Genomic DNA, 12,145 nt, shown 5'->3' on the forward strand with positions numbered 1-12,145 from the left:
CGGCTTCCCCTCGGTACCGGGGGGAAGGACGGTCCCCTCGGGGAGGACCTCAGAGGGAGATCAGCCCGGCGGCCGTCTCCCGGAAGCCGCAGGCCTCGAAGTAGAACGGGCGCAGCCGGTCCTCGAAGTCGGCATGGAGCCACTGGCAGCCGGCCGCGCGGGCCTCTTCGGCAGCCACGGCGACGAGCCGGGCGCCGACACCGCGCGAGCGGTGCCGCTCGGCGACGACGGTGTCCAGCAGGAAGGCGTGGACTCCCCCGTCCCAGACGACGTTGACGAAGCCGACGAGGTCGCCGTCCGCACGGGCACAGACCCAGCCGAGGCTGTGCCGGTCGAGCCGGGCACGCCAGTTCGAGCGGCCGGCCGGGCCGCCGAAGCCTTCCGCGTGCAGGGCGTCGAGGGCGTCGTCGTCGAAGTCGCCGCGCCACTCGTGGGTGATCGTCACGCGCCGATCGTACGCACCGCTGCGCTGCCCCGCCGCCGCCATGACCGACGGCCGCGGGGCAGGGAGTCCGGGCTGCCCGCGCGGCCGTCGTGCGGTGCCTCGGTACGGGGTCAGCGGTGCTGTGCCGCCGAGTGGGCTATGGCGGTGACCAGCAGGCCGTCGCGGGCCGCCCAGGTGCCGTGGAAGACGCGGACGGGGCCGGCGACCAGGAGGCGGGCCTCGAAGGTGCCGCCGGGGTGGAGGGTGAGGTAGGCGTCCTCGAAGCCGAGCCAGCGGCCGGTCAGCGGGTACCAGGCCTTGTACACGCTCTCCTTGGCGCTGAACAGGAGGGTGTCCCAGTGCGGGCCGCCCGGCCGGGTGAGCTGCGCACGCTCCGCCGGCAGGGCGATGCGGTCGAGGACCCCTTCGGGCAGCGGCTTGTCCTCCTCGGCGTCGATGCCGATCGAGGCGTGGTCCGACTCCCGCGCCACGGCCGCCGCGCGGTAGCCGTGGCAGTGGGTCAGACTGCCGATCACCCCGGGGGGCCACAGGGGCTCGCGCTTGGGTCCGCGCAGCACCGGCACCGGCGCGATGCCGAGTCCGGCCAGGGCCCGGTGGGCGCAGCCACGGCCGGAGGTGAACTCGGCCCGGCGCTTGGGCAGGGCCCGGGTGATCAAAGCCCGCTCCTCCGGGAACAGTTCGCTGTCCGGGAGTTCACCGCCTCGCGTCTCGGCCGTCGCCGCGGTGGTGGGCAGGATGCCCGCGAGCAGCCCGGTCGTGGTGACCGGGCCGGTCACGGTGGCGGTGCCCGCCGGACCGGGCGCCGTGGGGGCGCCCGTCAGGACGTCGGTGATCACGACGCGCCCCCGGTGGTGAGCCGTTCGGCGAGGCGGAAGGCGAGTTCCAGGGCCTGTTCGCCGCTGAGCCGGGGGTCGCACAGCGAGAGGTAGCGGGTGTCGAGGTCCTCGAAGTCGATGCCGGTGTCGCCGCCGACGCACTCGGTGACGTCGTCGCCGGTGAGTTCGAGATGCACGCCGCCCGGGTGGGCTCCGGCGCAGCCCAACACCTCGAAGAAGCCCATGAGTTCGTCGAGGACGTCGGTGAAGCGGCGGGTCTTGTGGCCGGTGGGCGCGGTGATGGTGTTGCCGTGCATCGGGTCGCAGACCCAGGCGACGGCCCGGCCTTCCTTGACGACGCGTTCCACCAGCGCGGGCAGCGCCTCACGGACGCGCCCGGCGCCCATGCGGGAGACGAGGGTGAGCCGGCCGGGCTCGTTGTCCGGCGAGAGACGGTCGATGAGACGCAGCAGTTCGTCGCCCGAGATGCCGGAACCCACCTTCACGGCCAGCGGGTTGGCGATCCGGGCGCAGTAGTCGACGTGCGCCTCGTCGGGGTCACGGGTGCGCTCGCCGATCCACAGCAGGTGGCCGGAGGTGGCGTAGGGGTGCCCGGTCGCGGGGTCGACGCGGGTCAGCGCGGCCTCGTAGTCGAGGAGCAGGGCCTCGTGGGACATGAACAGTTCGCCGGGAGTGTGCCAGCCGCCGGAGCCGGTGAAGCCGCCCGCGTGTGCGATCGACCGGGCGAGCGGCTGCCGCCGGGCGGCGTTCGGGCCGGATCCGGCGAAGGCGAGGATGCCCTCCAGTGCGTGGGCGTAGCCGGCCGACTCGCTGTTGCCGAAGGCCCGTACGAGATTCAGGGTGGCGGCCGAGGCGTGGTAGGCGCGTACCAGCCGGTGCGGGTCGGGGGTGCGGTCGGCGGCCGTGAAGGCGTGGCCGTTGACCGCGTCGCCCCGGTAGACCGGGAGTTCGACGCCGCCTCGGGCCTCGGTCGGGTTCGAGCGCGGCTTGGCGTACTGACCGGCCATGCGCGCGACGGTGACGGTGGGGCGGGACAGGGCGTAACCGAGGACGGTCGCGAGCTGTTGCAGGAGACCGGCGGTCAGCGAGATGGAGGTGGCGCTGGCGGCGTCCAGGGACTCGGCGCAGTCGCCGCCCTGGACGAGGAAGGCCTCGCCGCGGGCGACCTCGGCGAGCCTGCTGCGCAGCCGGTCGCACTCACGGGGTACGACCAGCGGCAGGCCGGCCTCAAGGGTGGCGACGGCCGCGTCGAGGGCGGCGCGGTCGGGCCAGGGGGGCTGCTGGCGGGCGGGCAGCGCACGCCAGCTCTGCACGAGGTGGGCGTCGGGAAGGTCGGCCACAGTGGTCACGCGAAGAGCTCCGCTTCGTGCGGCACCGGTGCCAGTGCGCCGGTGACCAGGGTGTCGAGGATCTCCGTGCCGTGACGGGTCATCACAGACTCGGGGTGGAACTGCACGGACGCGAATCCGCGGCCGCGCAGGGCGTGCACCTCACCGGTCGCCGCGTCGCGGGCGACCGCCACGGTGCCGGGGCACAGCGGGCTGTCCAGTCGCTCGGTGTCGCTGTGCGCGGCGAAGGTGTTGTAGAAGTACGCGGGCGTGGACGCGCCGAAGAGGTCGATCGTGCGGCGCACACCCTGGTTCGGGAACGGCAGGCGGTGCAGGTCCAGGCCGAGGAGCCCGGAGAGCACCTGGTGGCTCAGGCACACGGAGACGAACGGGATGCGCAGGTCGAGCAGGCTGCCGGTGACCGCGCGCAGATGGGCGATCTTCGGGTGGCTGCGCTCGCGTGGGTCCCCGGGGCCGGGGCCGAGCAGGACCAGGTCGTAGCCGGTGATGCGGTAGGGCTCGTCGAAGCGGCGGACGTCCACCTCGTGGCCGAGGCTGCGCAGTTGGAGCGCGCACATCGAGGTGAAGGTGTCCTCGGCGTCGACGATGAGCAGCTTCTGTCCGGACGTGGGCCGGGCGGGTGCGGCACCGAGCCAGAAGGGCGCCAGGGGGGCGTTGCGCCGCTCCAGGGCCTCGCGCACGCGGGGCAGGCCGCCGAGCTTGGCCGCGGGTGCGGCCGTGCCGCCGGTGCCGCCCGTGCGGTCCAGGGCGCCGAGGAGTCCGGCGGCCTTGGCGGCCGTCTCCGCGGCCTCCTTGGCGGGGTCGGAGTCGCGCACGAGGGTGGCGCCGACGCCGAGGTCCATCCGGCCGGTCTCGTCGATGTCCGCCGTACGGATCATGATGGCGGAGTCCATGCGGCGGCGGCCGGCCGCGTCGCGGCCGATGAGGGCGGCGACGCCGGAGTAGTAGCCGCGGCCGGTGGGCTCGGTGCGGGCGATGACCCGGCAGGCGCTCTCGACGGGGCTGCCGGTCACGGTCGGGGCGAGCAGCGTCTCGCGCAGGATGTCGCGGACGTCGCGGGTGGTGGTGCCGACGATGTGGTACTCGGTGTGGGCGAGATGGGCCATCTCCTTGAGGTTCGGCCCGACCACGTGCACGGTGTCGCACACGCGGCTCATCATCTTCAGTTCCTCGTCGAGGACCATGTACAGCTCGTTGGTCTCCTTGGCGTCGGCGAGGAAGGCCAGCACCGACTCCTCGGTGGGGCCGCCCTGCGGGTAGCGGTGGGTGCCGCTGATGGGGTTCATCGCCGCGACGCCGTCGTCGAGGCTGACGTGCCGCTCGGGGCTGGCGCCGATGAACGTACGGGTGCCGGTGTGGATCAGGAACGTCCAGTAGGCGCCCGGTTCGCCGCGCAGCAGCCGGCCCCACAGGGCGAGCGCGGTGCGCACGGACCAGTCGTGGATCTCGGTGATGTAGCTGCGCTTGAGGACGAAGTTGGCGCCCGAGCCGCGGCCGATCTCTTCGGCGAGGACCCGGCGGACCAGGTCGCCGTAGGCCTCGTCGTCGGGGTGGAAGCTGCCCTCTTCGGTGCTGACGGGCCAGGTCAGGACGCGGTCGAGCACCTCGGCGACGGGCAGTTGCGCCTGGCCGCGCACCCGCATGGCGAGCAGCGGCTCCTTGGCGTCGTCGTGGGGGTGGTGCTCGTATCCGCGTTCGCCGACCACTCGGTACGGCAGGACGGCGAGGACCTCGTGGGTGTCGGGGTCGCCGAAGTCGGGCACCGGAAGTTCCTGGGTGCTCGCGACCTCGGTGAACTCACCGGTCAGCAGCTCGACATGGCCCGGGGCCCCGCGTTCGGGGCGGTGCAGCAGGGCGAACGGCCCGCCGGTGCGGACCAGTTCCTCCAGCGTGTCCATCACGCCCCTCCGGCGCCGGCGAACGCCGCCGCGGTCAGCGACCGCAGGACGGTGGTGGTGGGCAGGGTCACGGCGCACCGGGTCGCGGCGTACTCCAGGGCCATGTGGTGGTACTCGGGGCTGAAGTCGGCGATGGCGTCGGCGACGACGAAGGGCTGGATGTCGTGGGCGAACGCGTCACAGGCGGTGAGCAGGATGCCGACATGCGCGTAGACCCCGCAGATGACGAGCTGGTCGCGGCCCTGCTCGTGCAACAGGTCGAGCAGCCCGGTGCGGTGGAAGGCGCTGGCCCGCCACTTGGTCAGGACGGTGTCGCCGAAGCGCGGGGCGATCGGGCCCGGGATCTCGCGGTCGGCCGGGTCGGCGGACATGCCGGGTCCCCAGAAGTCCTTGAGCAGGCCACGCTGTTCGTCGCTCATGCCACCGGGCTGGGCGGTGTAGACGACGGGCACACCGAGGGCCCGGCAGCGCTCGCGCAGGGCGGTGACGTTGTCCATCAGATCGGTGCGGGGCCGGGCGTGCTCGGCGAACGGGGCGAGGAAGTAGTGCTGCATGTCGTGCACGAGCAGCACCGCCCGTTGCGGGTCGACGGACCAGGAGACGGTGTTCACCGGGAGCTCGGCCGCGGACGGCATCGGATAGGGATCGATCGGCGCGATCGCCACGTGGGGTCCTTTCCAGGGCGGGGAAGGGCGGCGGGGGCGGGAGGGGCCGCTCCCGGGCCTGGTCGGGTCAGGGTCCGAGAGGTCCGAGGGCGGCCCCGGTCGGGGTCCGGGGGCCGAAGGCCCGGTGGTGAACCCCGGGTCCTCGGCCGCCGGTCAGACTCCGAGGGCCGCTCCGCCGTCGACGGTCAGCTCGTGCATCGTGATGTGGGCGGCGCGCTCGGACAGCAGGAACAGGACGGCGTCGGCGATGTGCTCGGGCTCGGCGATGCGGCCGAGGGGGATGCCCACCCGGTAGTCCTGGGGGACCCCGTCGATGGAGGCGCGCTCGGCCGCGTCGCCCTGGAGGGCGGTCAGCATGGAGGTGCGGGTGGAACCGGGGGCGACCACGTTGCAGCGGATGCCGTGGGCGGCCAGTTCCAGGCCCAGGCACTTGGTGAACATGGCGGAGGCCGCCTTGGACGCGGCGTAGGCGGCCATGGACATGCGCGGGGTGGCGGCCGCGTTGGAGGCGACGGTGACGATGGCGCCGCGGCCGCGCGGCACCATCAGGCGGGCCACGGCGCGGCTGGTGTGGAAGACCCCGGTGACGTTGACGGCGAACGTGGTGTTCCAGTCCTCGTCGCTGAGGTCGCCTGCCGGGCCGCTGCGCAGCACCCCGGCCGCGTTCACCAGGTTCTCCACGGCGCCGAGTTCGGCCTCCGCCTTGGCGACGGCGGCGTCCACCTGGGCGCTGTCGGTGACGTCGACGGGGAGCGGCAGTACCCTGCGGCCCTCGCTCTCCAGGGACTCGGCGAGTTCGCCGAGCGCCTCGGCGTCCCGGTCGAGCAGGGCCACCGGGGCGCCGGAGGCGGCGATGGCGCGGGCGATCTCGGTGCCTATGCCGCCGGCCGCGCCGGTGACCAGGGCGGTCATCGGGACACCTGCCCGAGGACGCGTCCGACGACCTCGTCGGGGATGCGCAGGACGCGGGTGGTGAAGCCGCGCAGGGCGTCGAGGTAGCGCTCGCGCAGCCCGTTCTCGTCGGCCTCCACGCCCTTGCCCCCGGAGATCAGGGTGCGCCCGCCGACGATGACGGTGTCGACGTCCGCGGACCCGCCGAGCCACAGGAAGCTCTCCAGCGGGCGGGAGTTGAGCAGGTAGCGGTAGTCGTGGGTGGGGATCAGCACCAGGTCGGCCTGCTTGCCGGGCTCCAGGCTGCCGACCTGGTCGTCCCAGCGCAGGCCCTTGGCGCCGAGCCGGGTGGCCATCGCCAGGGCGTCGGTGGGCAGCACCTCGGTCTGGTCGGCGCTCAGCTCGTTGTACATCTGCCAGGCGGCGCGCATGGCCTCGGCCATACCGGCGTTGGGCAGCGAGGAGCCGTCGGTGGACAGGGAGACGTCCAGTCCGGCGCGGCGCAGGGCCGGCACGACTCCGGTCTCGGTGACCGCGGACTCGCCGGAGGGGCCGTATTTGGCGGGCGAGTGGCTGATGTGGGCCTGCCCGGCGAGCATCAGCTTCTGCTCGTCGTCGTCGAGGAACGCGGCGTGCGCGGCGGTCAGCCGCTCGTCGACCAGGCCGAGTTCGGCGAGGCGGCGCAGTCCCGTGGTTCCGTAGTACGCGCGCAGGACGTCGGCCTCGTGGCGCAGGGCGCCCACGTGGGTGGCGAACGGCAGGTCGTGACGGGCGATCAGCTCGGCCATGCCGGTGGCGAGTTCGTCCGTCATGTTGGTGACGTAGGCGATGCTGGGGCGGCAGCGCAGCCGGCCGGTGGTGTCCCCGGCGACCTGGCCGATCAGCTCCTCGACACCGGACAGGATCGTGTCGGCGTCACGGGTGCGCCTGAACTCGGTTCCGTCGGCCGGGCAGACGGCGTCGCTCGCCCAGGTGCTGGCGGAGAAGCGCAGACCGAGCCGGCGGGCGGCGGCGACCATCGAGGCGGGCCGGTTGAGGGAGCCCATGTCGCCGAGGGTGGTCACGCCGCCGCGCAGCTGGGTCCACATCGAGTACTCGGCGATGGCCTGGGCCTCGTCCGGGGTGAGGCCCGCGATGAGGCCGTCGAACCGGTCGAAGGTGGCGGAGATCTCGTGCATGTTGCCGCCGCCGCCGAGGAAGGCGACCTGGTCCTCGCGGTCGGAGGCCGGGCGCAGGGCGCCGCGCAGCGGGAAGCCCATGGCGAACATCTCGTGCCAGTGGTCGTTGACCAGGCCCGGCAGGACCATCATGCGGCTCGCGTCGAGGGTGCGCAGTTCGCCGCGCTGTCCGGGGGTGAGGGCGGCGACGGCCTGCTCGACCTCGGCGGCCGGGCCGACGGCGACGATCCTGTCGTCGACGACGAGGACGGCGCCGCGGGCGTGCACGGACTCCTGGGCGTCGGCGGTGTAGACGGTGCCGCCGGATATCAGCAGGGTGCTCATCGTGCCTCCCCGGCGGCCGGGCCCTCGGGTCCGGCGAGGGACGCGAAGTGGGCGAGCCAGCCCTTGAGGGTCGGTTCGCCGATGAGCGCCTCGAAGTCGACCCGGATGCCCTGCTTGCGCCAGCGGCTGACCAGGCGCATGACCTCCAGCGAGCTGATGCCCAGTACGACGAGGCTGGTGTCGGGGTCGATGGCGCGGGGCTCGATGCCCAGCACGGGGGCGAGGATCGCGCGCAGCTCGTGTTCGGTGGGCGGCGTCATGGTGTCCACGTCAGCCTTTCTCTCCGGCCGCGGCCGAAGCGGCCAGCGCCTTCTTGTCGACCTTGCCGAGCGGGGTGAGGGGCAGTTCGGGCACATAGCGCACGACGTCGGGCAGCTTGTACTCGGCGACGCCCTGGGCGTGCACGGCCCGCTTGATGTCGGCGAGCGGGATCTCGTCGCCCTCGGCCACGAGGTACGCGCAGATCCGCTCGCCGAGGAACTCGTCGGGCACGCCGATGACGGCGGCGGCGACGATGCCGGGCTGCCGCAGCAGCAGTTCCTCGGCCTCCCCGGCGTTGATCTTGTCGCCGCCGCGGATGATGACTTCCTTGATCCGGCCCTCGATGACGAGGTCGCCGTCGGTGGTGAGCCGGGCCAGGTCGCCGGTGCGGTAGAAACCGTCCTCGGTGAAGGCCCGGCGGTTGTGCTCGGGGGCGCGGTAGTAGCCGCGCAGGGTGTAGGGGCCGCGGGTGATCAGCTCGCCGACGGTGCCGGCCGGCACCTCGTGGCCCTCGTCGTCGACGATGCGCAGCTCGTCGCCCTCGGAGACCGGCTTGCCCTGAGTGGTGAGCACCGACTCCGCCGGATCGTCGGACCGGGAGAAGGTGAGCAGTCCCTCGGCCATGCCGAACACCTGCTGGAGCTTCGCGCCGAGCGTGGGCTCGATCTGCTCGGTGAACTCGCGCAGCATGCGCGCCCCGCCGACCTGCACCAGCCGCAGGGTGGACAGGTCGGCGTCGGTCCAGGAGGCCTCGTCGAGCCAGAGCGCCATGATGGAGGGGACCATCGCGGTGGCGGTGGCGCCGTGCCGCTCGATCAGCGGGAAGCAGTCGGAGGGGTTGGGGGTGTCGGCGAGGACGGCGGTGCCGCCCGCGTGGAGGATGCCGACGACGCCCGGGCAGCCGAAGGCGAAGTTGAACTCGATGGGCAGGACGGCGAGATACACGTCGTCCTCGGTGAACTCGCAGACAGCGGCGGCCCGGCGCGACATGTGGACGTAGTCGTCGTGGGTGCGCGGGATCAGCTTCGGCAGGGCCGTCGTGCCGCCGGACAGCAGGAAGAACGCCACGTCGGCCGGGTCGGGTTCGGGCAGCGGCGCCGGGTTCTCGGGGGCGGCGGCCTCCACCTCGGCGATCGATACGAACCCCTCGGCGCTCTCGCCGAGCACGAACAGGGACTTCAGGGTGCCGGTGGTGGCCTGCACCTGGCGGGCCTGCTCGCGGTGGTCGTGGCCGCGGTGCGTCTCGGGCACCACGTAGGCGACGGCGCCGCTCAGTTCCACCAGGTGGGTGATCTCGGTGGAGCGGTGGGCGGGCAGCGAGAACACCGGCTTGGCGCCGAGGCGCAGCAGCCCGAAGACGATGGCCACGAACTCGGGCACGTTGGGCAGCTGGACCACGATCCGGTCGCCGGCGTTCACACCGTGCGCGGCGAAGCCGGCGGCCAGCCGGTCGGCCCAGCGGTCGAGTTCGGCGTAGGAGACGCGGCCCTCGCCGTGCACGAGCGCGGTGCGGTCACCGTGCCGGGCGGCCAGGTCGCGCAGCACCGCGCCGAGGGTCTCGCCGGTCCAGATGCCCTGCTCGCGGTAGCGGTGGGCGACATCCTCCGGCCAGGGGGTGCATCCGTCGAGCATCTCGGGCTCCTACTCGGCTTCCGGGGCGGGCTCGGTGATGCGCACGACGGCCGCGCCGGCCTCCATGCCGGTGCTGGCGCCGATCAGCAGGACGTGGTCGCCGGGGACGACCTGCCCGGTGCGCCAGACGTGCTCCAGACCGAGGAAGAGGTCGGCGGCGCCGGTGTGGCCGATGGTGCTGATGTACTCCCAGACCGTCTTCTCCTCGGGCACGTCCAGCGGCAGCAGGAACATCGCCTCCAGGGCGGGCCGTCCCATGCCGACGTGGCACACCTTGGTGATCTGGTCGAACGTCACCTCGGCTTCCTTCAGGGTGCGTTCGGTGATCTCGGCGACCCGGTCACCGAAGTTCTTGATGGGCGGGGCCTGGCCCTCGGCCCACTGCTCACGGACCTTCTCGGCACGCTCGGCGAAGTTCAGGCCGCGGCCGCGGGTGACGCCGGGCGGGAACAGCTCCTCGCCGGCCCGGTGCAGGATCTCCATGGAGGAGTCGGACAGCGAGCCGACGGCCAGCAGCTCGGCGAAGCCGGAGCGGCGCGAGAGCACGACCGAGGAGCCCGCGTCGGCGAGCACGAACAGGCCCGAGGCGCGCCAGCGTTCGACGCCCGGGGTGGAGTAGTTGTCGCCGGTCGTGATCAGCGCGGCGTCGTGCGTGGGGTTCGCGATCAGCCGGCTGGCGGCCATCTCCAGGGAGGCGATCATGCCGAGGCAGCCCTGCTTGACCTCGACGGCCGGGATGGGCCGGTTCACGGTGTTGTTCAGGATGTAGTGCACCGCGGACCAGCCGTCGGGGCCCTGGTGGTGGGTGTAGCTGTGCAGCAGGACGCCGATGTCGTCCGGGTCGTGCCCGGAGCCGGCCAGGGCCACCTGGGCGGCCTCGATCGCCATCTGCGGCGCGGGGGTGGCCTCGCTCACGGCGGCCGAGACCATGCCCGACACCTCCCGTGCCACGTCGTCGTACAGGCCTTCCGCGACCGCCTGTTCGGCCGGGAACAGGGGCGGCAGGTGGCTGCCGATCCCGGCGAGGTACAGGTGCGCAGTCCTCATCGCGCCGACTCCTTCTTGGCTCGATCCGTGTGCAAGCGGCAGGGGATGCCTGGTCGCCAGCACAACATCACGCGTGGTCGTCGCTCATGAGTGGCCAGTACTCATCCGGTCACCCGCCGCACGGCCGCGGCACGTGGGTGGAACCCGCCCACGGCCTGCGCAGGGTGCCCGTGGCGGCCCGAATAAGTAGCCACTACTCGCGATCCGTGCGCGCCCCGGATGTTGTGCTGGCCGCGATCCCGCCGAGCCGTGTCCCCGCCGGCGGCCAGGCATCCACGAGGGGAGCAGTCATGTCCAGGTCGCGTCCGGAGCAGGGCGACTGGTCGAGTCCCGCCGAACTCGCGCAACTGCAGAGGGCCCAGCTGCCGCGGGTGCTCGCCCAGGCACTGCGCTCGCCGTTCTACTCAGCCCGCTACGAGGGCCGTGAAGTACCCCGCTCCGCCGACGACTTCGCCGAGGTCCCGCTCACGACCAAGCAGGACCTGCGCGACCAGTACCCGTTCGGGATGCTGGCCGTGCCCCGCGAGGAGCTTGCCACCTACCACGAGTCCAGCGGCACGGCCGGCGAGCCGACCGCCTCCTACTACACCGACGGCGACTGGACCGACCTCGCCGAGCGGTTCGCCCGCAAGTGGGTGGGCATCGGCCCGTCCGACACCTTCCTGGTGCGCACGCCCTACGGGCTGGTCATCACCGGGCATCTGGCCCAGGCGGCCGGCCGGCTGCGCGGGGCCACCGTGGTCCCGGGCGACGCCCGCTCGCTGGCCACCCCGCTGTCGCGCATGGTCCGGGTGCTCAGCTCCCTGGACGTGACGCTGGTCTGGTGCAACCCGACCGAGATCGCCATGCTCGCGGCCGCCGCGAAGGCCGCCGGGCTGCGCCCGGAGCGCGACTTCCCGGCCCTGCGCGGCTTCTACACCGCCGCCGAGCCGCTCACCGAGGTGCGCAGGCGGCGGCTGAGCGAGGTCTGGGGCGGCATCCCGCTCGTCGAGGAGTACGGCTCCACGGAGACCGGTACGATCGCCGGGCAGTGCCCCGAGGGAGTGCTGCACCTGTGGGCGGACCGGGCGGTCTTCGAGGTGTACGACCCGGCCACCGGCACACTGTCCCCGACCGGGCGCGGCCAGATCGTGGTCACGCCGCTGTACCGCGACGCGATGCCGCTGCTGCGCTACAACCTCGCCGACGAGGTCGAGGTGTCCGACACGGCGTGCCGCTGCGGCTGGCTGCTGCCCACCGTGCGGGTGCTGGGCCGCGCGGGCACCGCCCACCCGGTGGGCTCCGCCTCGGTGACCCAGCAGCACCTGGAGGAGCTGGTCTTCTCCCTGCCGGTCGAGTACGAGGTGCTGTTCTGGCGGGCGAGGGCCGAACGGGACGCCGTGGTCCTGGAGTTCGAGGCGCCCGACGCGGTGCGTGAGCGTGCGGCCAAGGAGCTGGGCGCGGCCATCGACCGCGAGCTGGGTGTCCCGCACCGCATCACCGCGCTGCCGCTGGGCACGCTGGTGCCCGCCTCCGCCCTCACCGCCCAGCGCGACATTCTCAAGGCCCGCTATCTCTTCGCCGAGGGCGAGGACTGGGACAAGGCGGTCATGTATGCCTGAGCGCCCTCCTCTCCCCCG

Annotated in this window: 11 protein-coding genes; 1 reads left to right on the forward strand and 10 read right to left on the reverse strand. The window is 73.0% G+C overall.

From position 1 onward, the window contains the following. Positions 1 to 49: 49 nt before the first annotated feature. The 10 genes from ABZZ79_RS29630 to ABZZ79_RS29675 all read right to left on the reverse strand — a co-directional run bounded on the left by ABZZ79_RS29630 (position 50) and on the right by ABZZ79_RS29675 (position 10,526). The gene (locus ABZZ79_RS29630) at positions 50 to 445 is read right to left on the reverse strand and encodes a GNAT family N-acetyltransferase (protein WP_356693864.1); all 396 of its coding nucleotides are present in this window, start codon (positions 443 to 445) and stop codon (positions 50 to 52) included. 110 nt (positions 446 to 555) lie between these two features. Beyond that, positions 556 to 1,281, reverse strand: coding sequence for a 4'-phosphopantetheinyl transferase superfamily protein (locus ABZZ79_RS29635; RefSeq protein ID WP_356693866.1), 726 nt, complete (start codon positions 1,279 to 1,281; stop codon positions 556 to 558). Continuing rightward, on the reverse strand, positions 1,278 to 2,630 hold the full coding sequence (locus ABZZ79_RS29640; RefSeq protein ID WP_356693868.1) for a 3-deoxy-7-phosphoheptulonate synthase class II: 1,353 nt from the start codon (positions 2,628 to 2,630) through the stop codon (positions 1,278 to 1,280). Before ABZZ79_RS29640 ends, ABZZ79_RS29635 begins: the two co-directional genes overlap by 4 nt. Beyond that, positions 2,627 to 4,528, reverse strand: coding sequence for an anthranilate synthase family protein (locus ABZZ79_RS29645; RefSeq protein WP_356693870.1), 1,902 nt, complete (start codon positions 4,526 to 4,528; stop codon positions 2,627 to 2,629). The genes ABZZ79_RS29640 and ABZZ79_RS29645 overlap by 4 nt, the downstream gene beginning before the upstream one ends. After that, positions 4,528 to 5,193, reverse strand: coding sequence for an isochorismatase family protein (locus tag ABZZ79_RS29650; protein ID WP_356693872.1), 666 nt, complete (start codon positions 5,191 to 5,193; stop codon positions 4,528 to 4,530). Before ABZZ79_RS29650 ends, ABZZ79_RS29645 begins: the two co-directional genes overlap by 1 nt. A gap of 153 nt (positions 5,194 to 5,346) precedes the next feature. Next, positions 5,347 to 6,105 carry a 2,3-dihydro-2,3-dihydroxybenzoate dehydrogenase gene (locus ABZZ79_RS29655; protein ID WP_356693874.1) on the reverse strand — a complete coding sequence of 253 codons (759 nt, stop codon included), beginning with the start codon at positions 6,103 to 6,105 and terminating at the stop codon, positions 5,347 to 5,349. Then, positions 6,102 to 7,586 (reverse strand): amidohydrolase family protein, encoded by a 1,485-nt coding sequence (locus ABZZ79_RS29660; protein WP_356693876.1) that lies wholly within the window; start codon positions 7,584 to 7,586, stop codon positions 6,102 to 6,104. Before ABZZ79_RS29660 ends, ABZZ79_RS29655 begins: the two co-directional genes overlap by 4 nt. Further along, positions 7,583 to 7,846 (reverse strand): phosphopantetheine-binding protein, encoded by a 264-nt coding sequence (locus ABZZ79_RS29665; protein ID WP_356693910.1) that lies wholly within the window; start codon positions 7,844 to 7,846, stop codon positions 7,583 to 7,585. Before ABZZ79_RS29665 ends, ABZZ79_RS29660 begins: the two co-directional genes overlap by 4 nt. 10 nt (positions 7,847 to 7,856) lie before the next feature. Beyond that, entirely contained in the window at positions 7,857 to 9,479 is a 1,623-nt protein-coding gene (locus tag ABZZ79_RS29670; RefSeq protein WP_356693878.1) for an AMP-binding protein, read from the reverse strand. 9 nt (positions 9,480 to 9,488) lie between these two features. Then, positions 9,489 to 10,526 carry a ketoacyl-ACP synthase III family protein gene (locus ABZZ79_RS29675; protein WP_356693880.1) on the reverse strand — a complete coding sequence of 346 codons (1,038 nt, stop codon included), beginning with the start codon at positions 10,524 to 10,526 and terminating at the stop codon, positions 9,489 to 9,491. 290 nt (positions 10,527 to 10,816) lie between these two features. Between ABZZ79_RS29675 and ABZZ79_RS29680 the strand changes: the two genes are divergently transcribed. Beyond that, positions 10,817 to 12,127 (forward strand): AMP-binding protein, encoded by a 1,311-nt coding sequence (locus ABZZ79_RS29680; protein ID WP_356693882.1) that lies wholly within the window; start codon positions 10,817 to 10,819, stop codon positions 12,125 to 12,127. Positions 12,128 to 12,145: the final 18 nt, after the last annotated feature.

It is taken from the genome of Streptomyces sp. NPDC006458 (assembly GCF_040612135.1).
Taxonomy (GTDB): domain Bacteria; phylum Actinomycetota; class Actinomycetes; order Streptomycetales; family Streptomycetaceae; genus Streptomyces.

Excerpts from the sequence above, each read along its gene's own strand:
- ABZZ79_RS29645 (WP_356693870.1), bottom strand. The coding sequence starts at position 4,528 with ATGGACACGCTGGAGGAACTGGTCCGCACCGGCGGGCCGTTCGCCCTG.
- ABZZ79_RS29655 (WP_356693874.1), bottom strand. The coding sequence starts at position 6,105 with ATGACCGCCCTGGTCACCGGCGCGGCCGGCGGCATAGGCACCGAGATC.
- ABZZ79_RS29660 (WP_356693876.1), bottom strand. The coding sequence starts at position 7,586 with ATGAGCACCCTGCTGATATCCGGCGGCACCGTCTACACCGCCGACGCC.
- ABZZ79_RS29665 (WP_356693910.1), bottom strand. The coding sequence starts at position 7,846 with ATGACGCCGCCCACCGAACACGAGCTGCGCGCGATCCTCGCCCCCGTG.
- ABZZ79_RS29670 (WP_356693878.1), bottom strand. The coding sequence starts at position 9,479 with ATGCTCGACGGATGCACCCCCTGGCCGGAGGATGTCGCCCACCGCTAC.
- ABZZ79_RS29675 (WP_356693880.1), bottom strand. The coding sequence starts at position 10,526 with ATGAGGACTGCGCACCTGTACCTCGCCGGGATCGGCAGCCACCTGCCG.
- ABZZ79_RS29680 (WP_356693882.1), top strand. The coding sequence starts at position 10,817 with ATGTCCAGGTCGCGTCCGGAGCAGGGCGACTGGTCGAGTCCCGCCGAA.